Annotated in this window: 17 protein-coding genes and 1 pseudogene; 7 read left to right on the plus strand and 11 right to left on the minus strand. The window is 39.3% G+C overall.

What is annotated here, in order from left to right:
- The first annotated feature begins 111 nt into the window (after positions 1-111).
- Complete coding sequence (locus ALFOR1_RS18285; protein ID WP_104643965.1) at positions 112-1071, plus strand: hypothetical protein; 960 nt, start codon at positions 112-114, stop codon at positions 1069-1071.
- 597 nt (positions 1072-1668) lie between these two features.
- Positions 1669-2418, plus strand: coding sequence for a hypothetical protein (locus ALFOR1_RS18290; RefSeq protein ID WP_104643966.1), 750 nt, complete (start codon positions 1669-1671; stop codon positions 2416-2418).
- Between the two features lie 44 nt (positions 2419-2462).
- Here the strand turns inward: ALFOR1_RS18290 and ALFOR1_RS18295 are convergent, their stop codons facing one another.
- The 4 genes from ALFOR1_RS18295 to ALFOR1_RS18310 all read right to left on the minus strand — a co-directional run bounded on the left by ALFOR1_RS18295 (position 2463) and on the right by ALFOR1_RS18310 (position 8851).
- Positions 2463-3719: an IS110 family RNA-guided transposase gene (locus ALFOR1_RS18295; RefSeq protein WP_104643967.1), complete on the minus strand. Its 1257-nt coding sequence runs from the start codon at positions 3717-3719 to the stop codon at positions 2463-2465.
- 413 nt (positions 3720-4132) lie between these two features.
- Positions 4133-4750 carry a hypothetical protein gene (locus ALFOR1_RS18300; protein WP_131692521.1) on the minus strand — a complete coding sequence of 206 codons (618 nt, stop codon included), beginning with the start codon at positions 4748-4750 and terminating at the stop codon, positions 4133-4135.
- Positions 4751-4757: 7 nt separating this feature from the next.
- A complete protein-coding gene (locus ALFOR1_RS18305) occupies positions 4758-6341 on the minus strand; it encodes a tetratricopeptide repeat-containing sulfotransferase family protein (RefSeq protein WP_104643969.1) in 1584 nt (527 codons plus the stop codon).
- Positions 6342-6433: 92 nt separating this feature from the next.
- Entirely contained in the window at positions 6434-8851 is a 2418-nt protein-coding gene (locus ALFOR1_RS18310) for a TonB-dependent receptor (RefSeq protein ID WP_104643970.1), read from the minus strand.
- Positions 8852-9278: 427 nt separating this feature from the next.
- Here ALFOR1_RS18310 and ALFOR1_RS18315 point away from each other — a divergent pair, with 427 nt between their 5' ends.
- Both ALFOR1_RS18315 and ALFOR1_RS18320 read left to right on the plus strand, forming a co-directional pair.
- Positions 9279-10373, plus strand: a complete 1095-nt coding sequence (locus tag ALFOR1_RS18315; protein ID WP_104643971.1) for an NADH:flavin oxidoreductase/NADH oxidase — start codon at positions 9279-9281, stop codon at positions 10371-10373.
- An 81-nt stretch (positions 10374-10454) separates the two neighbouring features.
- Positions 10455-11651, plus strand: a complete 1197-nt coding sequence (locus tag ALFOR1_RS18320; protein WP_104643972.1) for an MFS transporter — start codon at positions 10455-10457, stop codon at positions 11649-11651.
- A gap of 52 nt (positions 11652-11703) precedes the next feature.
- On the opposite strand, the gene ALFOR1_RS18325 is transcribed toward ALFOR1_RS18320, so the two are convergent.
- From ALFOR1_RS18325 to ALFOR1_RS18340, 4 genes are all read right to left on the minus strand, one after another.
- A complete protein-coding gene (locus tag ALFOR1_RS18325) occupies positions 11704-12585 on the minus strand; it encodes an EamA family transporter (protein WP_058549919.1) in 882 nt (293 codons plus the stop codon).
- Positions 12586-12856: 271 nt separating this feature from the next.
- Entirely contained in the window at positions 12857-13597 is a 741-nt protein-coding gene (locus ALFOR1_RS18330; RefSeq protein ID WP_058549918.1) for a FadR/GntR family transcriptional regulator, read from the minus strand.
- A 438-nt stretch (positions 13598-14035) separates the two neighbouring features.
- Complete coding sequence (locus tag ALFOR1_RS18335) at positions 14036-15025, minus strand: Gfo/Idh/MocA family protein (protein WP_104643973.1); 990 nt, start codon at positions 15023-15025, stop codon at positions 14036-14038.
- Between the two features lie 294 nt (positions 15026-15319).
- The gene (locus ALFOR1_RS18340) at positions 15320-16336 is read right to left on the minus strand and encodes an AraC family transcriptional regulator (RefSeq protein WP_104644178.1); all 1017 of its coding nucleotides are present in this window, start codon (positions 16334-16336) and stop codon (positions 15320-15322) included.
- A gap of 113 nt (positions 16337-16449) precedes the next feature.
- On the opposite strand from ALFOR1_RS18340, the pseudogene ALFOR1_RS18345 reads away from it, so the two are divergent.
- Positions 16450-18063: pseudogene (locus ALFOR1_RS18345) on the plus strand (GMC family oxidoreductase).
- Here ALFOR1_RS18345 and ALFOR1_RS18350 read toward each other — a convergent pair.
- The 3 genes from ALFOR1_RS18350 to ALFOR1_RS18360 form a co-directional block, all read right to left on the minus strand.
- Entirely contained in the window at positions 18052-18882 is an 831-nt protein-coding gene (locus tag ALFOR1_RS18350) for a class I SAM-dependent methyltransferase (RefSeq protein ID WP_104643974.1), read from the minus strand. The pseudogene ALFOR1_RS18345 and the gene ALFOR1_RS18350 sit on opposite strands and share 12 nt — an antisense overlap.
- Before the next feature lie 3 nt (positions 18883-18885).
- Positions 18886-19284 (minus strand): hypothetical protein, encoded by a 399-nt coding sequence (locus ALFOR1_RS18355; protein ID WP_058549914.1) that lies wholly within the window; start codon positions 19282-19284, stop codon positions 18886-18888.
- 67 nt (positions 19285-19351) lie between these two features.
- Entirely contained in the window at positions 19352-19771 is a 420-nt protein-coding gene (locus ALFOR1_RS18360; protein ID WP_104643975.1) for a DUF3429 domain-containing protein, read from the minus strand.
- 265 nt (positions 19772-20036) lie between these two features.
- On the opposite strand from ALFOR1_RS18360, the gene ahpC reads away from it, so the two are divergent.
- Positions 20037-20606: an alkyl hydroperoxide reductase subunit C gene (gene ahpC, locus ALFOR1_RS18365; protein WP_104643976.1), complete on the plus strand. Its 570-nt coding sequence runs from the start codon at positions 20037-20039 to the stop codon at positions 20604-20606.
- Positions 20607-20759: 153 nt separating this feature from the next.
- The gene (gene ahpF / locus ALFOR1_RS18370) at positions 20760-22343 is read left to right on the plus strand and encodes an alkyl hydroperoxide reductase subunit F (protein ID WP_104643977.1); all 1584 of its coding nucleotides are present in this window, start codon (positions 20760-20762) and stop codon (positions 22341-22343) included.
- The last annotated feature ends 78 nt before the right edge of the window (positions 22344-22421 follow it).

The following is a 22421-nucleotide window of genomic DNA, read 5'->3' on the forward strand; positions in this document are numbered from 1 at the left end:
TGTGTATATGCTTAATATGTATCTAAAAGTGAGGCAGGTTTAATAAGGCCTTTGCACTCACAATGGTCAAACGCTAGTGTTCATAAATTATAAAAAAGTCATGGATGATCAATGAATAGTATAAAGCTAATACTTTTTTCAATTGCCTTAGGTTTGGCTCCTTTACAGCTTTTAGCTGAGCAACAACTCCCAACTCAATTTGATAATAATCGTATAATTTTAATCCCGGAACTTATCAGTGGAAAAAAGCTAAGGTTTTTTACAGATACCGGCGGTGGGTGGAATGCGATTTCGAAAGAACTTCACCAGCAATACAATTGGCCAACAATCACAAAAGTAGCTGATGGCGAAGAGCATACCTTATCAGAAATGCCTAAGTTTAAAGCAGAAGCAGAAATACCTGCTGGTGGCATTGAAAATTTCATGGCCGGATATTTGTTTATAGCCCCTGAAGCAGAAATATCAGCAGGGCAACAGTTTGATGGCTTTTTAGGTGGTCGATGGCACGCAGAAAAAATCATTAAAATTGATTATGTAACTGAATCAATGTTTATCCTTGATTCTCTTGATGGGGTTAACTTAAACCAATTTAAAAAAGTAAAATTAGGTTTTCAAAAAGACTCTTATCAAAAATACACCACAGCCTTTCCTAGGATGAGTATAAAAGTTCAAGGAATAGAGCATCAAATGTTATTAGATACTGGTGCAACATCAACTTTAACTAATACCGCAAAAAAACAAATACATAGTAAATCGAATGTGGTTGGGACTTCTTTCATTGCAGCTAGTGTTTTTGATAATTGGAAAGCCAGAAACCCAGATTGGATTGTTATTAAAAAGGCTGAGCATGGCACCGAGGAAGCTATGATTAAGGTACCTCTTGTAATTATAGCCGAACAAAGTATTGGACCTGTTTGGTTTACAAGAAGGGGTGATAATAACTTTCATGAGTTTATGTCTTCAATGATGGACAAAAAAATTGATGGCGCATTGGGTGGTTCAGGCCTCAAATATTTTGAACTAGTGATAGATTATATCGACGAGCATGCTTATTTTAAGGCAGAGCTTTAAAATACGTATGCTTGAGTGGTTTTAAAAGGCGGTTATGGGCGATAAGCGGACAGTCATCCCTTCAGAAAGTTTTGTTTTACATCTATGGTTGTAGAGTTTCTCTTAATAGCAAACAATCAATCCAAAAGGTCGTTTATGCCGGTTAATAATTGATATATCCATAGTTATCTATGTGATATAGAGAAATAAAGAATATTTTGCTATTAATGGGTAAGACTAAATCTACCTAATGATCGGTAGAAAAATAACCTACTGGTGCGATATTAAATTGTTATTGCGGGAAGCAGATTGGGTTTACTAGTAGGGGCTTCTGGATAAGCTAAAATAGTACAAGCGGCAGTTTAAATAAGTAAGCAAAGCTACTATTATTGATCGCCTACTAGAAAAGATGGCAAATTTTAAGACAGGAATTCGCGGTAATAGCTAGGGTATCTAGAGCTTTTACCATCTAGAGTATTGGCAGTGGTGGTCAGTGGATATTAACAATATGCAGCAGTGTAGTGCCTATGGCACTGGACTCTTTAACACTTACCACTGTGCACAACGTTAAGTGCCCTGAGTACCCAAGCTACGCTCTTCACTTTAAGGATATTATAATTGGAAGATTTTACTTCATATTTACCTGCTATCGTAACGGCATTGCTCATCACCCCTCTCGGAGGCTATGTTGCTCATCGTTTAAAAGCATTGGCGACTAAAGAAGATTTTAATGATGCTATTGAACAGCTTAAAAAAAGCACCAAAGCTGTTGAGGGTATTAAAAGTCAGATGAACGAAAAGTATTGGGTAAAGCAACAAATTTGGGAAACTAAAAGAGTTGCATACGAGGAACTCACATCAAGCCTATATATTACTCAAAAATACCTAGATGGATTAGTTGCATATTTTGAACATTACGTAGATTGTTTTGTTCATATAGGATGCCCACAAGGAGCACCATATGATTCTCCTGAAGAGGAAGAACATCAACGTTCATATGCAGAGTACATCGAAGGTGAACAAAAAGCTTTCTTTGAAAAACATGCATCTCTTGAATCAAAAAGTGAGCGTGAAAATTTATTAAATGAAGCAAGTGATAGCTTTATAAAGCTTGAGAATATTTTTTCAGTAAAATCGATATATTTGCATGGTGACTTGAAACTAATAGAAAGTGGCATAGAAAGACTGAGAGAGAAAGTTTTTGATGCTCAACTCAAGCAAGAAGAGTACGAAGATCAATCAGGATTTTTTGAAAGACTTCTTGAACATTATTTGAGTACTCAGAAATCTCTATCCGATTTAATCGAAAAAACTAAAGGCTTAGCGGTTAAAGACTTGAAATTGGAGTTTGACGGTTTAAGCAAATAATAAGAGTCTAAGATTATGACAGTCCGCTTCACGCCCTGAGGCATTCAACAAGCTTTTTCTACCACTAAAAGAGGAGAACCTTTCTCTTTTAGTGCTTTTAAATATTTTGATTCATCATAAGCTTTCCCTGTTTTCCAGCACCTAAATAAGATCCTTACCCATTTATAGGCCAACGCTCTTATTGCCGATTGGTGTGAATTACCTTTCGCTTTTTGCTGTGCGTAATAAATGCCCGCCCAATAAGACTGCGCTACGCTTTTGGAAGCCCACTCTATAAAGCTCTGACGGACAAATTTAGAACATTGCCAGCGCCAATGTACCCAGCTCTTTTGACCACTACGCTCTGTAACTGGCGATAAGCCTGCATAGTTTTGTATTTCTTGTGCGCTACTAAAACGAGATTTATCTTCCCCTAAAGCAGCTAAAAGCCTAGGAGCAAGGCAAGGGCCTGTACCGGGAAGTGAAGCAAATATTGAGGCGTCATCCATACTGGTAAAAATTGAGTTTATTTGTGAGTCATACTCTCGAATATTGTTAATTAATACCAACATCTGTTTGGCCAATGCGATGACAAACGTTTGATAAGGTATAATTAAAGATTCGTCGTTAGTAAGAGGAATTGCCTCCTTTATAGATGCAATGCGTTTTGGGGTCTTCTTAACAGTAGGCCCTCCTCTGGAGTTTAATAGTTTGGCAACTGTATTTGTTCTAACGCGTTTTAATTCATTTAAGTTTGGGAATTTAATTAGAAAATTACAAAATAGCTCTGTATCTCTATGTGAAAACCACTCTAAGGGCTGTGTATAATATTGCTTTAGAGCATTAATGATTCGGTTCGCATGCCTACGTTTGTCGTCTACAAGTAATCGACGTTGTTCGACAAGAAGGGCTAATGTTCTTGTTTTCTCGCTGCTTGGTTTGAGGGGGGTAATCTTCTTTGGATAATTGAGCATCATATCTAATGCTAATTCAGCGTCTGAAGGATCATCTTTTGAACCGCTAGGAAACATAGCTTGTCTGTATCGAGCAAGGGTTAATCCATGAATAGGATAAACTGTAACAAAGCTATATTTTTGCAAGGCATATACTATAGGTCCTTTATTTAACTCAACTGCAACAGCAATATTGCCTTTTACTTTTTTATGTAATCCCTCAACCCAATCATGAATTGATTCAGGTGAGTGAGAAATTACGCTGAACGCCCGAGACTCTTCGTCTTTAACCTGCACACAAATATCATGTTTTTTATCAGCCCAATCAAGGCCAACATATGCAGAAAAGTTATCATTTTTAGTATTCATGCCAAATCTCCGATTATTGAAATTTGTTATGCATTCTTTACTCTTCGAAAGAAATATAGACAGCGTTTGTAAGGCAAGCCCTGAGTATTCGTTTTGAGTAAAGTAACTCAATACTTCGAAAGAAAAGCGGTGATCATTAAATGATGATGGCACAATATTCGTAAGTAAAGAGCACATAACCTCAACAATTCAAAGTATAGATTATTAAGGTTCAAAGACTATATCTGGCACTCTTCAGCCACTCGACAATATAAAATGTGATAATAATTGGCAAGGTATTTTACTCTGTCGGATGGCGCTTCGCTTATCCGACCTACACTTAAACAAGCCGCTTATTTGGTTTCAGCCCTGCCTAAAACAAAAAGTCTTTACATTTTGCTTGTCTCTCTAAATTACAAAAGCTGACCAACTCTTTAATTTGCATTGGAAATTATAGGCCACTTATCAACTAAGAGGCTATTACCACAATCGTTGTCAGCATTTATTAAATTAGGTTTTAGATTAATTAATTGTGGGAACGAAATGGTGTAATTAACACTATAACCGCAAGAGCCAAAAGCAGAGTATAAGCGCAGAGACTTTAATTCATTCCCTATTTCGGTAATTTCAATACTGCCGGTAAGTAAATTAGTTCGCTTTAGCTCCCACTTATTATCAATAAAAGTAGGTTCTGACCAAGTTATGGGGTAAGCCATGTTAGTTAACGTCTTGACATAATAGGTCAAATAGCTATCTTGATATGCTCCAGTGTTGCAAGCTAATGCAAGCAGTTTATCGCCCGAACTTAGCTTAAAAACTGAGACAAATCGATTGTTATGATGTTCGTCTTTGATAGAACAGTCGTCGTTTTTATTTAGTGAGCCAAGAAGCTTTTTTTGAGTTAATAGTTCAAAATTTAGAGGCAATTTTAGACCAGTTGGTATCTGCATTTTTAAGGGTTTATTATTTTTAATATCTGCAGTGGTCGTCGCAGCACTACTATGGGTGCAGAACAAAAATATTAGAATGATGAACATATGCATGTTTTTCAAAAAATACTTACTCAACATCTATACCTTGCTTTAAAAGGTACTTCACTGCTGCATTAGTATGGGGTTTAAACGCCTTCCAACGGCCGATTGCTTTGCTATTTAATGGTTGGCGTACTTGTACTTTACTAGCCGTAGAGACCGGAGCGGTGTTTAAGTGAAAGTCTATACACTGTGCTTGCCACTCTAAATTACAAAAGCTGACTAACTCTTTAATTTGCTGCTCGGGCTGGGCGACTAGCTCTTCGTATTTTACTAATTTTATATTGCTGTGCAGGGCGCCAAAGTGCTGCATGAGTTTGTAAAAGCGGCTATAAAATTTGGCTGTGTCGAGTAAATCGAGCGAGTATGCGTAGTAGGGGTTATTAATGGTAAATAGCTGGCGGTAGTTACCAATGCAGGTGTCCATAGGGTCGCGCAGCATGCAAATAATTTTAGCGTTTGGTAGGGCTTTGGTTATTAAGTCGATATAAAAAAAGTTAAACGGGAGTTTATCTATAAAGTGCTTATGGCTGCCGGTGGTTACGCGAGTGGCGTTTAAATACGTTGTCCCAAGCTGATTAAAATCAAGCTCGTAAGCTTTAGTGAGTGTTTGAGTATCAAGTACATGCGGTGTTTGAGTTTGGCTTAATTTTTTAACGCTTAGGCCAAAGTCTTGTAATTCACCGGCTGATTGTACGTCGCTGTGGCTCGATAAAATACGCTCAACCAATGTGGTGCCAGAGCGGGGCATACCTAATACAAAAATAGGTTCGGCTGTTGGGTTACCTTGTGTTAGCGCATGTTTATGCTGCTCACTTAAATGTTTAATGTGTTCAAATAATGCGGCTGAGCTTTTATGATCAAATGGCTGCATAGCGCGTTTAGTGGCTTTTCCTTGCTCTAGGCTGCTAAACGCATCATCAAACTTGCCTATGTCTTGGTACTCTTTTGCAAGTGCGTGGCCAATGTGTAATTTTGCATCGGGGTGTGTTACTTGCTCAAACACGTTTTTTAGGCGTTCAATATGGTTATTTTGCAGCGACGCCTTGGTTAAATCGCTTAATGCAAAATGGCTTGCATGGTGAAGTGGGTTTAGGGTAATTGCGCTTTCAAATGCATTTTTGGCTTGTTCAAATTGGCCTAAAAACTTAGCGCTTACCCCTAAATTATAATAAAACTGTGGTTGCGGTTTATTTGCATGGTTAGCCAGTTCAATAGCGCAGTTAAAGTAATTTAGTGCCTCTTTGTGCAGGCCAGCTTGTGTAAGTGCAACACCTAAGGTGTCGGCATCAAGAGGCATTTTTATTTGCTCAACGGGTATGGCTAAAGCGGTGTTTTTGGCTTTAGTAAGCTCGCCTGTTATTGCATAACATTTTGCAAGTTGGGCGCTGTATTCAATGCTTTTACCAAAGCTAAGGGCTTTTTCGATTAACTTTATGGCTTTGTGTATTTGCCCAACACGTAAATTAACCATGGCCAGTAAAAAGTATCCATCGGCAAAGTCGTTTTTTTGAGTAACCAATTCAGCTAACGCTTTATGAGCAAGCTCAATATTGCCTTGGTTTAAATGATTAATTGCGCTTTGGTGGAGTTGTTTTAAATTTGGCTGCATTGTTTTATTTTTATTGTTTAGTTACGCGTTAATAAAGAAAAAAGGCTCAAATAAATTTGAGCCTTATAACATTGTTTAAAAGTAACTATAAATTATATTTCAAATTTATAGTTAAATTTAACACCTACCGTTAGTGGGCGATTAATGTAATGGCCGTAGTTACGTTGTATGTCGGCACCGTTCGCAGATGTTATATCGGCATCTGAACGACGTACTGATGTAACGGCGTATTTATTAAATACGTTATCAATGTATAAAGTAGTAGACCACTCATCAGCCGTTAGCTTAGCAGAAATATTACTTAAGCTGTAACCTGGCAGGGTTTCGCCATTGTCATGCAAACCTACTTTTGAAATTACATCACTTTGTGCGGTTAAACCGTAGTTAATATCAAGGGTTTTGTCGTTAAACACATCTGTTTGATAGTTTACACCCATTGAGAACTGATGCTCTGGCGAGCCCGGTAAACGGTCGCCGTCTTCTGCGCCATCGGTGCCATCAGCATTAAACAAAAATGGTGCGTCTGATGTTAGCTCTGCTTTGGTGTATGCGTAAGTTGCATAAACCGAGAATGAGTCAGATAAAATCGCACGGGAAGAAATTTCAATCCCTTTTGCATTTGCGCTGCCTGCGTTTGAAAGATACGTTAATTGGCCTACATCTGTAGCGCCTGTAATTTGTGCATCATCCCAATCTATGTTGAATAACGCGGCGTTAAAGTGTAGTTGGCTTCTAAACCAGGTACTTTTAAAGCCTAACTCGTAGTTTGTAGTAGTATCTGCATCAAAAAGCCTTTCGTCAGCGTTACCACATCCTGTTTGCTGGTTTTCAGGGATAGGATCAGGGCAAACAGCTAGAAGGTTGGAACCGCCAATTCTAAAGCCTTCACTTACTGTTACATAACCCATTACTGAATTAGTAAACTGGTATTTAGCATTAAATTTGAATAAGTTACCGTTATCGCCTGCTTCGTCTTTTTCGTAAGCAACGGTGATTGCATCAGGGTCTGCATCGCCATAAAGTGTATTTGCAAGCGGGAAGTCAAATGCTGCTTGCGCCTCTACATCGTATTCGTAAAAACGTGCACCAATGGTAATATCTAATTTTTCGGTAACTTGGTAGCCAACTTCGCCGAATAGCGCAGACTCAGTGACTTTACTTTTTGTAAGCTCTAAGTATTCTAATGAGTCAGGTCTTAGCTGAGCGCCACCAAAGTTATCGATAGCGAATTGGTCAAACCCAGGCGTAAACTCTCTACTTGATGCTTCGGTTTCTGTTTTGTTGTAAAAGCCACCCACAATCCAGTTAAAGTCGCTGTCGCTTTGAGACACTAAGCGAATTTCTTGAGTGAAGGTGTCTTCTTCTTCAATTTCACGCGTGAAAGATGAAAACGCTGGAAATTCTTCGTAGCCGTAATCAAGACGAATAAGCAAATCGGTTTGGTCGCGTTGGCCGTCGGCATCAAAGCTTGAAATACCCGTAGCCGATACTAGCTCTGCAAAACCTAGGTCTGCTTTTAGCTCGAGGCTTAGTAATTGATCTTCTTTTTCGCGCGGTTCTTCATAACGATAAGCAGACTCGTATTTACCTACAATATCGCTTAAGCCATTATCATCGTTTAAACTGTTGTAATGAACAATCGAGCGGCCTTCGCTGTCTTGGTTTTGGTAAAAGTAATTAAGTGTCCCTTCAAATGTTTCGCTTGGTTTCCAACGTACAGAAATACGCCCTGTGGTAGTTGTTTCGCCGTTAGCATCTTCAACATTTTTAATATTGTTGTTTACTTCGTCGGCGTTGCTCCAATCAGGGTCCGGTAGAGATACACCTGGCTCACGCACTGTGTAAGCATAATCAATAAAGCCTGGGTCTTCGTATACGTTTAAGCTTGCACGCACTGCAAGTTCATCTTCGATAATAGGAAGGTTAACAATAAACCCGCCTTCGCCACCTAAAGAGTCACTTTCTTGGGTTTGAAACATATCGCCGTAAACTTCAAGCGATGTAAAATCAAGCTCAGGCTCTTTAAGCATGTAACGAATTGCGCCGCCTAATGTGCCCGCACCATAAAGGGTGCCTTGTGGCCCAATTAATACTTCAACGCGCTCTATATCTACCAAGCGCATATCAACCGAAACCGGAATTTCGTTAATGTAAGTTGATACGGTACCGCCATCTGATGATGGGCCAGACGAGTTAGTGTTTAAACCACGAACAATGATAGGAGAGCCTGAGCGGCCACCTTGATCGGTAATTGTTAAACCAGGTACCCAGCGTGCTACATCCGCAAGCTCACTGATATTTTGATCTTTCATAATATCGGCATCGAGCGCTGTAATATTTAGCGGTGCATTTTGCACAGAGCCACTGCGCCTTGTTGCTGTAACTTCGATTACTTCGAGCGATTTGTTGTTAGCTGCAACTTCTTCTTGAGCAAGTGCGGCATTAGGAAATAAAAATACGCCAGATACAGCGCTCGAAATAGCCAAGGTTAACAAGCTTGGTTTAAACATAAAAAGTGATCCCCAGTTCAAATGTTTTACATTAGTAAATTAAGTGAACAGTTTATCAGGGAGTTAAGGGGCAGGGAATAATAAAGTTGAATTTTAATTCACTTTTTTGGAATAAATAGCGCGTTAAAATAAACTTTAACTCATGTAAATACATCTTGCATCCGATGTTTTTAGTAAATTAGGTACATGTTACATACAGCTAGCATGATTGTTTAAAAGTAAATAGCCATTCACGTTTTTAAAATTGCATTAATTGTTGTGTTTGTTAATGCTTCTTAAGCCCTGATAAAAAAACGTTTGAGGTAGCTTTTTTAGTAATGACTTATTCTATTTTTTGCACTGTAAAAATTAAGTTTGATCCCCATTATCGTTAGTTATCGTAAGCTATTTTAATTCGCACATGTGTGCGCGCATCAAGGAGCAAACAATGAGTCAGTTATTCTCGGAGTTAAACATAGGGCAACTCACATTAAACAACCGAATTATTATTGCACCTATGTGCCAGTATTCAGCAAATAATGGTGCAGCTAGTGATTGGCATACCATTCATTTAGGGCAGTTAAGCTTAAGCGGGGCAGGGTTACTTATTTTAGAGGCCACAGCGGTTAATCCTGAGGGGCGTATTAGTTATGGCGATTTAGGGCTTTGGAATAATGAAACCCAGCAAGCATTAGATAAAAGTTTAAAAGCGGTTAGACAATATAGCTCTATGCCTATTGGTATTCAGCTAGCACATGCTGGGCGTAAAGCATCTACAGAAAAGCCATGGGATGGGGGTGGTGCATTAAGCCCAACGGATGAAAACGGCTGGCAAACGCTTGCGCCTTCAGCAGTCGCGTACGGCGAAAATAGCCCAGAGCCAAAAGCCATGAGCCAATCCGACATAGACTCATTAATTAAAGACTTTGTAAGCGCCGCTAAACGCGCTGACGAGCTAGGCCTTGATTTAATAGAGTTACATGGGGCGCATGGGTATTTGTTGCATCAGTTTTTATCACCTTTAAGTAACAAGCGCGATGATGAATATGGAGGCAGTTTGCAAAACCGTATGCGTATTGTGCTTGAAGTATTTAAAGCTGTTCGCGCAGAATTTAACAGTAACAAACCCGTGGGTATTCGTATTTCTGCGACTGATTGGGTAGAAGGGGGCTGGGATTTAGAACAATCAGTAGCGCTTGCTAAAGCCCTTGATGAGCTCGGCTGTGATTTTATTCATGTAAGTACAGCGGGTTTAAGCCCTGAACAACAAATACCTGTTAAACCTAACTTTCAGGTGCCATTTGCAACAGCTATTAAAGAGGCTGTGAATATGCCTGTTATAGCCGTGGGTTTAATTACCGAGCCACAACAAGCCGAAGATATTATTAGCGAGCAGCAAGCCGATGGCGTGGCACTTGCGCGTGGTATTTTATATGACCCGCACTGGCCTTGGCATGCAGCAGCAGAGCTTGGCGCTACTGTAACTGCACCTAAACAGTATTTACGCTCAAGCCCGCATGGTAAGCCATCACCAATAAAGTAAGCAAAGTACGAGGTTATAACCCAATGGGCTTTGTACCCATTGGGTTTTATTATTTTTAAACTGTACAAAACAGAGAAATACATGACTCAAACAGGCGTTTCACCGCAGCCACTTAGCAATACACTTGTTAGCATTATTGCTTTATGTTGCGGACTTATTGTTGCCAACATTTACTACGCTCAACCCATTATTGAGTTATTAGCACCCGAGGTGGGGTTAAGCCCGCATAGTGCTAGTTTTATTGTTTCGCTTACGCAAATTGGCTATGCCCTTGGGCTATTTTTTTTAGTGCCATTAGCTGATCTCGTCGAAAATAAGCGCTTAATGCTTATAACGCTTGGAGTATCGTTTTTGAGCTTAATAGGCACAGCCCTTGCCGATACACCAAATGTAATGCTTATTTTATGTTTAATGATAGGTATTAGCTCGGTGTCTGTTCAGGTGCTTATTCCGCTTGCGGCGCATTTATCGTCTGACGAAAAGCGTGGCCAAGTGCTGGGTAATATTATGGCAGGTTTATTATTAGGTATTTTACTCGCAAGGCCTATATCGAGCCTAATTGCCGATCACTTTGGTTGGCGTGCGGTATTTTATTTTGCAGCCGGCTGTATGGTGTTTATTGCAAGCGTAATTTATTTTGCCATTCCGCACAGGCATCCAAATCAAAAAACGTCCTATTTTAAATTATTAAAATCGCTTAAGCAGTTAATGATAAGCCAACCTGTTCTGCGACAACGAGCTCTTTTTCAGGCATTAATGTTTGCCTCTTTTAGCTTATTTTGGACAAGCGCCCCCATTGTACTTGCGCGAGAATATGGCTTATCGCAATCACAAATAGCGCTATTTGCTTTAGTTGGCGCAGCAGGCGCTATTGCAGCACCTATTGTTGGGCGCTTAGCCGATAAAGGTTACACGCATCAGTTATCGTTATTAGCAAAAGTGATTGCCGCAGTGTGCTTTTTACCTAGTTTATTTGAGTTACCCAACGGGATAATAATTTTAGCTTTGACAGGTGTGTTTATTGACTTTGCTGTGCAAGCAAACATGGTACTTGGCCAGCGGGCTGTGTATTCATTAGAGCCGAAAAGCCGTGCGCGACTAAACGCGATTTACATGACGAGTATTTTTGTAGGTGGGGCTGTAGGCTCACTTATAGCCAGCCCGCTTTATGAGGCCGGAGGCTGGACAAGCGTTGCGTTAGTAGCCGCTGGTATGCCGCTTATTTCATTAATTGGGTATTTGCTAACAAACAACAAAAGCGCTAAATCGGTTAGTTAAATAGGTATTATTAAGCACGTAGCCATCGTAATTTATACGATGGCTATTTGTTTTAACTTGTTAGATCTAAGGTGTTTTTTTGTTTTTTAACACTTGAAAATGAGCTACCAACAGAGGCTATAATCACTAATAAAATAGCCAACCACTGCCATAATGTAAGTAACTCTCCAAGTATTATAAAGCCTGCAAGGGCTGCAAATGCAGGCTCTAAGCTAAGCATAATGCTAAACCCTTGTGCGGGCATATTGCGTAGAGCGACCATTTCAAGTGTATAGGGCAGGGCGCTTGATAAAATGGCAATGCCAATGCCGAGCGGTATAATTCCCCATGTAAATGCACTGCTTTGCGATATGCCACCATAAGGTACAAGTACTAGCGCAGCAATGGTCATACCTAAAGCAACCGTTGCACCACCTGAGCTTTGAGTGCCGGTTTTTTTACCAAATAAAATATACGCCGCCCAGCAAGCTCCTGCTGCAAGGGCAAGTATGACACCTATAGGGTCTAGGCTATCTTGGCTGCTCATATCGGGTAGTAACAGTAAAATACCAGCAATGGCACAGGCTACCCAAAATAAATCGCGCTTGCGGCGAGAGCTAAATAGCGCCACAGCTAAAGGGCCGGTAAATTCAAGCGCAACACCTATACCCAGCGGAATACGCTCTATAGCGTAATAAAATAAAATATTCATACCGCCAAGGCTTAAACCATAAACAATAATAGAGGTGCGATTACCCTGCGTGGGTAAGTGTTTCCAAGGTTTAAAGATTAAACATAAAATAAGCGCAGAAAAACCAAGCCTTAGTGCAGTAGTGCCCTCGGGGCCAACAATAGGAAATAATTGCTTAGCAATAGAGGCACCAGATTGAATGGTGATCATAGCTAAAATTACACAAATAATGGCGAGTAAAAAATCTTTAGTGGATGATTGCATTGAATTCCTTACTTACAATCGGCTGGTTTTGCGCAGTGTATCTTTTTTTAATTACTAGTGAAACATCAATACCCAGTAATTAATACATCTTGAAGCATTGCTTAAAAATAGTTAAACCCTTAATACGTTTTAAAGCAAGTTAAATGTATAGCTGCTAGAAAAAGCGTGTTGTTTACTCAAATAGAATAGCTATACCAAGGTGATAAGCAAAAAAATAGCGAGCAAGTAAGACTTGTTCGCTATTTTTCAGTATAAGTAATTAATAAGGGTATTAGTTTGCGCTTTTAACCAAACCGTCTAAAGAGTAAAGTCCTCTTTTCTCATCATTTTTACGTTTAATTTCTTCAAGTGCACGTGATTCTACTGCATCAAATAAAGCATTAATTAAGCGATTAAAATGTTTATGCATTGCTGTGCGTGCGGCACTTGCATCATGAGACTTAAGCGCTTTGTAAATAGCGGTATGTTCGTCCATTACGCAGTCGTTATTGTTTTTACATACGCTGCCATAATCGGTAACAATTTGAGCGTTGTTAAGACGTAAATCCCATAAATTAGATACAGCATATTCAAGCGCTTTATTACGAGTAGCGCGGGCTATAATTTCGTGAAACTCACGGTCAGCCTGCTCAACATAAAGGCCCTTTTCCATAGCGATTAGCGTTTTATTTAATTGCTCTAACTCTTCATCGGTAATAGTTTGAGCTGCCAGTGCTGCAATTTCGCCTTCAATTAAAGCACGCGCTTGAGTAAGTTCAAATGCACTAATTTCTTTAGATTTAATTGGTTTTTCTAGCTGCTCAACAACATAAACACCTGAGCCAGTTTTAACTTCAACTCGGCCGCGCACTTCTAATGCGATAATTGCTTCTCTGATAGTAGGGCGACTTACGTCAAACATTTCAGCAAGTTCACGCTCTGGTGGTAAACGACTTCCAGCAGAAAACTCACCTTGATTTATCAAAGACTCAACTTTATCAACAATGCGCCAAAATAAGCGACGATTACCCATACTTTACCTTCATTACCTTAAGGAATAATGGCCTCTGGGGCCTAATAGTCAAAAACAACAGTTAATACCAGAGGTTACCCCAAAATTCACTATTATGTCAAAATTCTAACGCGATGTTACGCTTGCAAACCACTATACACCAATGGTTGCGTTTATGTATTACCAATTTAGTTTAAAATAATGCAATTGGCCAGCTTGATTGGTAATGTTTTTATGTGTTAGGTTAGTTTTAAGGTTGCAAATATAGATGCATTGGTAATAAGTCAAAGTTGCACTGTAAGTGTTATTTGTTGCAAATTAAGAATTTTATAGTTGATAACTCAAATTGATTACCCACGGATGGGGGTCGTTATTGTAATAAAAAGTGTAGTCTTAGTTAGTTGTTTTAACTTCCCTTTGGGCGTTAACTGTCGTTGGTTAACGCCCATATATATTTTATTATTTATCGCTTGGGTATATAACACCAAGTTGTATACGCGCATCATCTAGTACGCTCATTACATTAGATGCTAATTGGTGGGTATTAACAGGCGATTCAAGCATGTTTTGCTCAACCAACTCGATAAAGTGAGCTACTTCGTATTTCATAAAATGCTCATCAAACTTACCTGAAATAACTTCTGTTTCACCGTTATTTGCAATAAATTCAATCTGTTTAAGCTGTGATACGGCTTCTATACGCATGCGGCCAAGTTCACCTTGTATCTCGGTTATATTGTCGCCTTGCGAAATTTTTGAATAACTAATAACAGCTTGTTTATCTGCGTAGTTTAGTAATACATCGCCCGCGCCATCCACACCTGTATCTAGTAATACGCCACTGGCACTTACACTGTTTGGCGCTCCCCACAGTGCAATTAATAAATACAATGGGTAAATACCTAAGTCGACCAAGGCACCGTTAGCAAACTCAGGTAAAAATGTATTTGGGCGCTCACCATTTTTGTATTTATCATAGCGAGAAGAGTACTGACTGTATTGACCAATAAATTTACGCGGTGTACCAATTTTAGCCAGAGCACTTTTAAGGTTGGTAAAGTTTGGCAAGTGTGTGGTCATCATAGCTTCCATGTAGAGACGCTGATGTTTTTTTGCCGCTGTTAAAATAGCATTTAGTTCGTTAGTATTAGCTGCTGATGGTTTTTCACCTAATACATGTTTGCCTGCTTCAAGGCACATTACTGCGTAATGTTTATGCAGACTATTTGGCGCTGCAATGTATACGGCATCAACGTTTTGATCTTGGCATACTTGCTCAATTGAAGTGAAAATTTTTGCGTTCGAATTTTGAGGGTGTTTTGTTAAAAATGCTTCCCCACTTGAGACTGCGCGCGAACACACGCCATATAAATTAAAATTGGCTAATGTATTTGCCGCATTGAGTAAGGTGTCGCTAATAAAATTAGTGCCAACAATAACAAAGTTCATGCTCACTCCTTAGCTTTAATAAAAATAATAAGAGCGTTTAGTTTAACATTCTTTTAGCTCTATATACTTTAGGGCGTGTTGAGCTTTGGTGGTTGAATTTACAGCAGTATGTTTGGTTTTTAGGCAAGGCAGAGCCTATGTAGTGTGGTTATTCCCCATAAATAGGCGATAACGCAGCATAAAGACCAAACATGCGCTGCCCTATGGGTTCTTTCTAGGGACGATTGACTCTTTGTTGCTCGATTTTTACTTAGCCCACTAGGTTACAAACCGCGCGCCGCGATTAAATCGCCCCTAGATTGAACAAATTTCAATCCACAAAGTTCGACACGCCCTAGGAGAGCAGCCAAACCAACGTTTAACATTTGCACTTAGTGTTGCTTGCTCTTGGTAGCCTAAAAGTTCTGAAATAGTCGAGATAGAATATTGGTTTTGTGTTAAATAATGCTCGGCTAAAGCACACCGCGTGGCGTCTTTGAGTTTTACAAAGCTTGTACTGTGTTTGCTAAGCTCTCTGTGTAGTGTACGAGGGTGCATACCCAGCGCAGCTGAAATGGTTTGATTAGAGCATTGATAAATAGGTAGCATAGGTCTAATTAGTGCGCTTACTTGGGCGGGTAATGAGCGATTATGTTCTCCTCGTGTGGCTAAAAAACTAAGTGCTGCCTGTGTTTTGTTATGTTCATGCTGGTTAAGTTTAAGTGCTAAATCGTTTTTATTAATAACAATACCCGCACTATTTCGATGTTCTATAACAGTGCAGCCAAAATGAGTTTTATAAGCGCGGGTATTTGCTGCTATTTTTTGTGGTAAAAACACGTTTAGAGGTTTGCACTGGTTATTGCTCAGCTTTTTAATAATAGCCACTGCCAAGCCAATGGTTAGTTCAATCACCTGGTTAATTTGAGGTAATGGTTTTAGATTTATCTCAAATGATAAGAGTAAATTTTTATCATTTTCTAAAGAATGCGTGGTTAAGCTCACTGCAGGGCTATGTAAGTGTAAGTATTTTATCACCCAGTTAAGTGCTTCGCCTAAATTAGTGCCACTTTTTGCCGCAATAGCAATGTGCCCCAAAATATCAAAATTTTGTTTATTCGCTAATTTAAGCCCAAAGCATGGGCAGTTAAACGTATGGCTACAATACTCTAATAAAAAAGCATAAGTACGATAGGGTAAATATTGATCTTCAAGATTGGTAAAATCTACTTCCACATTGCACGTTTTCATAACACGTAGAGCATTCCCGCCTAGCTCTTCTATAAGCGCATTAATACCTTGTAACGATGTGGCTCTAATTAAATTGCTCAAAACATTGCCAATAGTGAAGTGAGTAGTGATGTCTAAAAATATCAAGTTTTGAAGGTTTTTTCTATGCACTATAGTGTTAATCACTCTTAAATTAGCTTTAGTAAGGCCTTAATATGAACAATCAATCTTTTGATTATATAGTAATTGGCGCTGGTAGCGCGGGTTGTGTGCTAGCTGCTCGTTTATCAGAAGATAAAAATGTAAGTGTGTGCCTTATTGAATCCGGTGGCAGCGATAAAAGTGCATTTGTGCAAATGCCGGCGGGAATAGCAGCAAGCGTGCCGTATGGCATAAATAGCTGGCATTACAACACGGTGCCACAAAAAGAGCTTAATAATCGCTGTGGTTTTGTGCCGCGTGGTAAAGTGCTTGGTGGCTCAAGCTCTACTAATGCGATGGTGTACATTAGAGGGAATAAATATGACTACGATAATTGGGCGCATCTTGGTAATGAAGGGTGGGACTTTAACAGTTTATTACCGTACTTTATTAAATCTGAAAATAACAAAACCTTTATAGATAATAACTTACATGGCACTAATGGCCCTTTGCATGTTCAAGAGCTTAATAATCCGAGTGTTATAAACCAATGCTTTTTAAATGCATGTGTTGAACAAGGCGTAAATTTGAATGACGATATAAATGGAGAAAAACAGCTTGGTGCGCGTCTTTCACAAGTTACCCAACATAATGGTGAGCGCTGCAGCCTAGCTAAGGCGTATTTAACTCCTAATTTAAATAGAACTAACTTAACAGTACTTACAAATTGCCACGTTAATAAAATAAATATTAAAGAAAAAACAGCGCAAGGGGTAGAACTTGTTAAAAACAATAAAGTAACTAGTTTAATCGCAAATAAAGACGTTATTTTGAGTGCGGGTGCTATTAACTCTCCGCAGGTATTAATGCTTTCAGGTATTGGCCCTAAAGCACATTTAACAGCACACAATATTAAAGTAGAGCACGCTCTAGAGGGCGTAGGTGCTAATTTACAAGATCACTTAACCGTAGTGCCGCTTTATAAATCAAAAACAAGTAAAGGTACGTTTGGTATTAGCCCCCTGGGCATTGCAAGTATTTTTAAAGGCTACGTTAACTGGTTTAGTAAGCGAAAAGGGCGATTAACCACTAACTTTGCAGAGTCGCATGCCTTTATTAAATTATTTGAAGACTCAAAATAGGCAGATGTACAGCTTGAGTTTGTTATAGGGCTTGTGGATGATCATAGCCGTAAGCTACATGTAGGCCATGGTTATAGTATTCATAGCAGTATTATGCGCCCAAAAAGCCGTGGAAGTATTACGCTTAAAAATAGCGACCCGCGCAGTGCCCCCCTTATTGATCCTAACTATTTAAGCCACCCGGATGATTTAAAAATTATGCTAGCAGGACTTAAAAAGACGCTTAGCATAATGCAAAGCCCTGCTTTTGATAAAATACGCGGTAAAATGGTGTATCCACTTGATATTAATAACGATGAGCAACTTATAGAGTTTATCAGGCAAACGGCCGATACCGAGTATCATCCTGTAGGGACTTGTAAAATGGGGCAAGATGAAATGGCAGTCGTGAATACCAATTTACAGGTACATGGTGTGAGTAAGTTACGCGTAGTTGATGCGTCTATTATGCCTACAATAATTACCGGCAACACGAATGCACCGGTAATAGCGATTGCCGAAAAAGCATCAGATTTAATTAAACAAAGTCATAAATCAGGGCTGTGAATGTGTGCTATAAAACTGAGTAAGCCAAGCTTGCCAATCGCTTTCTAGGCGAAGCATTTGCTGATGTTTTTTAGCATTTAAATGCTTTGTTTCATCCTCAAGCGCTATATATGGACCAACACGACACAGCGAGCAATGATTAGGTGTTAAGTAGGTAGGTTTTGAAAGATATGGGCTTAATTCACAGACCAACTCAGGACTTGTTTTAGGGCTAAACACGTAGGTAATACCACTGGTATCTTTTACGTGTTTATCACGGTCTACGTTTCTAATTTTATAGCCTTCAAAGTGGCTAATATCAAATGGCATTTGGCCTAAATATTCAGCCTGTAAGCCTTTGTTTAAAGTGCCTTCAATATTCCACTCTCTGTAGGGCTTTACATCTTTAGAGGTAATATAACAAAGCATGGGGCCGTTAGGGTTTAGCGCAAATTCGTTAGCGTACTTAATAAATTGATGAAGCAAAGCACGGTTAAGTACGTTCATGCTTGATTGGCGGGTATTGCTTTCATAGGCTTCGCGGCCAACAAATGCAGGTATAAGCGGAAACTGAAATATAACCACATCAAAGCTGTGCTGGTTTTGACCTAGTGCTTGCCAACAGACAGGATTTGTTACATCAAAACTATTAAGTACATCTACGTTATGTGCTTTTAGGGGGCTTAGCGCATTATTTTCGTATTTTTGCTCAATAGTGGCTGCACTATCATAAGTTGAAGCCACTAATTTTGAAGGTTTTATGTGAGTATACAGGGCATTTGAAAACGATAAATCGCCATCACCTACGGTAAGTATTCGCCAATCAGCATTTAAATACATAAATTAAGCGGACTTACTCGGTGTTTGCTCATCATTACTGGCAATGTTTTGAGAGTGAGCTGCGTGTAAACGATGAAATGCAAGGCGGGTTTTAAGCCCTTCAATGGCTATTTGTTTTAAAATTAAATTAAAGGTAATTAAAATAGCAAACACTATATGAATAGGGCCATGAGAAAACCCAGCTTCTGGGTTGTAAAGTGTTAAGCCAAATAGCATGAATAGTACAACTAAAAATATTTCAATTAGTTGGTTTGAATAAAAGCTTAAACGGCCTTCATTTTTGTGATCTTTTTTAATGCTTATAGCGCAAAAAAATGGAATAACTTTAATTTTAAACGCAGCGTTTTTTTCTACGTAGTTTTCGCCAAGTTCATTTAGTTGTTGGCGTAATGTATCAATCATGGTGCGTCCTCAAATATCAGTGCGCGGATGTTACACCATTACGCTCGTTAGGTTAAGTAGCTCGAGGTTATTTAGGGTAAAGGCTCATACCTATGGTAAGTATGTGGCACACAAACACGACAGAGGTAAGCACAAATCGCATTTTTTGATAATCTTTATGGTAGGTTTTCCATTGCGCTGTGGCTTTTTCAAATATAAGTACCAACCAAAAACAGGCTCCTAACCAGGCAAGTGCCCACTCAACAGGCAGAAAAGATAAAAATGGCACCGGGATTACAGGTAAAACTGCTTTTATCGCATCGCTATAGCTTTGCATTCCAGCGCGCCATAAATTACCAGCCATAAAGGCAAGTATGGCAATGCTATAAAAAGTAAAAAACTCTAAGTTTACACTGTTACTTCCAAACACAAGCGGCCATGCTACGCAGCCTAAAAATGGCAATAACCCTAAATAGCCAAGTTGAATGTGATTAATAAATTTTTCCATTGCTGCATGCCTTATGTATAAGTGTTTTTAAGCTCGGTTATTGTAGCAGTATTCTTAAAAGATAAATAAATTAACCACTAATAAATCAGTTACGAAAAATGCTTATGAATAGTTTAATCTTAAAAATCGATTGTTTTAATCTAAACAATCAATTTTATTTAATTTGTCGATGGGCTTATTGTATTAATCAAGCCAACGCGAAAGGCCACACATTTTGGCTGCGTTGAGTAACTTAAAAACACTTTAAATACAAATGAGGAATACTATGAGCACTTCATTAATCAACACAAAAATTCAACCTTTCAACACAACTGCATACCACAATGGTGATTTTGTAGAAGTATCTGAAAAAGATGTACTTGGTAAGTGGTCAATCTTCTTCTTTTACCCAGCAGATTTCACATTTGTATGTCCTACAGAGCTAGGCGACCTTGCAGATTACTACGCACAGCTTCAAGAAATGGGCGTAGAAGTTTACTCAGTATCAACTGATACTCACTTCACTCATAAAGCATGGCACGATACGTCAGACACAATTGGTAAAATTACTTACCCAATGATTGGCGACCCAACTGGCCGTATTACTCGCAGCTTCGGTGTAATGATTGAAGAAGAAGGCCTAGCACTTCGTGGTACTTTTGTAATGAACCCTGAGGGCGAAATCAAAGTAATCGAAACTCACGATTTAGGTATTGGCCGTAGCGCTAAAGAGTTAGTACGTAAAGTACAAGCTGCACAATACATTGCAACTCACGACGGTGAAGTTTGTCCTGCATCTTGGCAGCCAGGTGAAGACACACTTGCTCCTTCACTAGACCTAGTTGGTAAAATCTAAGTATAGATTATCCCTACTATAAGGGCAGGCAACTGCCCTTAAACCAATAAATATTCGTTTATTGGTGCCTCCTATCTCAATTTGATAATTAAGCACATGCGTTTATTGGCATGGGAGGCTTGCTGTTTAAATTTTCCTAAAAAGGGTTAAGCCATGTTAGATAACAACATTAAAAATCAATTAAAAAGCCATTTTGAATCGCTTACTCAACCTGTTGAGCTGCTTATTGCCTTGGATGACAGCAAAAAATCAGCAGAAGTAGAAAGCTTAGCAAACGACTTAGCATCATTAAGCGATAAGTTTACGGTAGTTAACAACCCAGATACCAGCGCACGACGCCCGTCTATGGTTGTACATTCACCGGTTAAAAATACCCACATTACGTTTGCAGGCGTACCGATGGGACACGAATTTACAAGTTTAGTGTTGGCGCTTTTACATACTGGCGGACATGCAAGTAAAGCAAAAAGCGAAGACATTGAACAAATACAATCACTTGATCAAGAACTTATTTTTGAAATTTACATTAGCTTGAGTTGCCAAACGTGCCCACAAGTAGTGCAGGCGCTAAATACAATGGCCGCGACTAATAGCAAAATTAAAGCAACAATGATTGACGGCGCACTATTTCAAGAGGAAGTAGAAGAGCGCAACATTTTAGCAGTACCGGCTGTTTATTTAAATGGCGAACCATTTAGCCAAGGTGCATTAAGCCTAACTGACATATTAAACAAAGTAGATAGTAAAGGTGCAGCACGCCAAGCTGCAGCACTTAGCGAAAAAGACGAATTTGACGTATTAGTAGTAGGTGGCGGACCTGCCGGTGCATCAGCTTCAATTTATTCTGCACGTAAAGGGTTAAATACCGGCATTGTTGCAGAGCGATTTGGTGGGCAAGTTGCTGATACATTAGCCATTGAAAACTTTATATCGGTTAAAGCCACTGAAGGTCCTAAGCTTGTTGCACAGCTTGAAGAGCATGTGAAAGAGTACGATGTTGATGTAATGCATAACCAACGTGCTGCAGGGCTTGAACGCGTAAATAACAAATACGAAATTACGCTTGAAAACGGGGCTACTTTAAAAGCTAAATCACTTGTTTTAGCAACAGGTGCACGCTGGCGCGAAATGAACGTACCCGGTGAGCAAGAGTACCGCGGACACGGTGTCGCATACTGCCCGCATTGTGACGGCCCTTTATTTAAAGGTAAGCCTGTAGCTGTAATTGGTGGTGGTAACTCTGGTATTGAAGCTGCAATCGATTTAGCAAACATTGTTGAGCATGTAACAGTACTTGAGTTTGCAGATACATTACGCGCCGATGAAGTACTTATTCGTAAAGCAAACAGCTTAAATAATATTACTATTATTAAAAACGCCCAAACTACAGAAGTACTTGGCGATGGTAAAAAGGTTACAGGGCTTACTTACACAGACCGAGTAACAGGTGATAGTAAGGCACTTACTTTAGCGGGTATTTTTGTTCAAATAGGCTTAATTCCTAACACTGAGTGGTTAAAAATTAGTGACTTGGAGTTAAGTAAATTTGGTGAAATATTAATTGATGCAAAAGGTGCTACGTCATTACCAGGTGTTTATGGCGCAGGTGATGCAACAAATATCCCATTTAAGCAAATTATTATTGCCATGGGCAGCGGCGCAACAGCGAGCCTAGGTGCTTTTGATTACTTAATTCGCAACAGCGAAGAAAGCGAGCAAGACAAAACAGCTGCTTAAACTGTAAAACCTCTCTTGATATAACAGCAAGGTACACCCAAAGCTGTTTGTTAACCCAAGCCGCCCTCTCCAAAGGCG

Source organism: Pseudoalteromonas carrageenovora IAM 12662 (genome assembly GCF_900239935.1).
Taxonomy (GTDB): domain Bacteria; phylum Pseudomonadota; class Gammaproteobacteria; order Enterobacterales; family Alteromonadaceae; genus Pseudoalteromonas; species Pseudoalteromonas carrageenovora.

What these genes read in the sequence shown, in the direction of transcription:
- ALFOR1_RS18285 (WP_104643965.1), top strand. Translation starts at nt 112, where the DNA reads ATGAATAGTATAAAGCTAATACTTTTTTCAATTGCCTTAGGTTTGGCT.
- ALFOR1_RS18295 (WP_104643967.1), bottom strand. Translation starts at nt 3,719, where the DNA reads ATGAATACTAAAAATGATAACTTTTCTGCATATGTTGGCCTTGATTGG.
- ALFOR1_RS18305 (WP_104643969.1), bottom strand. Translation starts at nt 6,341, where the DNA reads ATGCAGCCAAATTTAAAACAACTCCACCAAAGCGCAATTAATCATTTA.
- ALFOR1_RS18310 (WP_104643970.1), bottom strand. Translation starts at nt 8,851, where the DNA reads ATGTTTAAACCAAGCTTGTTAACCTTGGCTATTTCGAGCGCTGTATCT.
- ALFOR1_RS18315 (WP_104643971.1), top strand. Translation starts at nt 9,279, where the DNA reads ATGAGTCAGTTATTCTCGGAGTTAAACATAGGGCAACTCACATTAAAC.
- ALFOR1_RS18320 (WP_104643972.1), top strand. Translation starts at nt 10,455, where the DNA reads ATGACTCAAACAGGCGTTTCACCGCAGCCACTTAGCAATACACTTGTT.
- ALFOR1_RS18325 (WP_058549919.1), bottom strand. Translation starts at nt 12,585, where the DNA reads ATGCAATCATCCACTAAAGATTTTTTACTCGCCATTATTTGTGTAATT.
- ALFOR1_RS18330 (WP_058549918.1), bottom strand. Translation starts at nt 13,597, where the DNA reads ATGGGTAATCGTCGCTTATTTTGGCGCATTGTTGATAAAGTTGAGTCT.
- ALFOR1_RS18335 (WP_104643973.1), bottom strand. Translation starts at nt 15,025, where the DNA reads ATGAACTTTGTTATTGTTGGCACTAATTTTATTAGCGACACCTTACTC.
- ALFOR1_RS18350 (WP_104643974.1), bottom strand. Translation starts at nt 18,882, where the DNA reads ATGTATTTAAATGCTGATTGGCGAATACTTACCGTAGGTGATGGCGAT.
- ALFOR1_RS18355 (WP_058549914.1), bottom strand. Translation starts at nt 19,284, where the DNA reads ATGATTGATACATTACGCCAACAACTAAATGAACTTGGCGAAAACTAC.
- ALFOR1_RS18360 (WP_104643975.1), bottom strand. Translation starts at nt 19,771, where the DNA reads ATGGAAAAATTTATTAATCACATTCAACTTGGCTATTTAGGGTTATTG.
- ahpC (WP_104643976.1), top strand. Translation starts at nt 20,037, where the DNA reads ATGAGCACTTCATTAATCAACACAAAAATTCAACCTTTCAACACAACT.
- ahpF (WP_104643977.1), top strand. Translation starts at nt 20,760, where the DNA reads ATGTTAGATAACAACATTAAAAATCAATTAAAAAGCCATTTTGAATCG.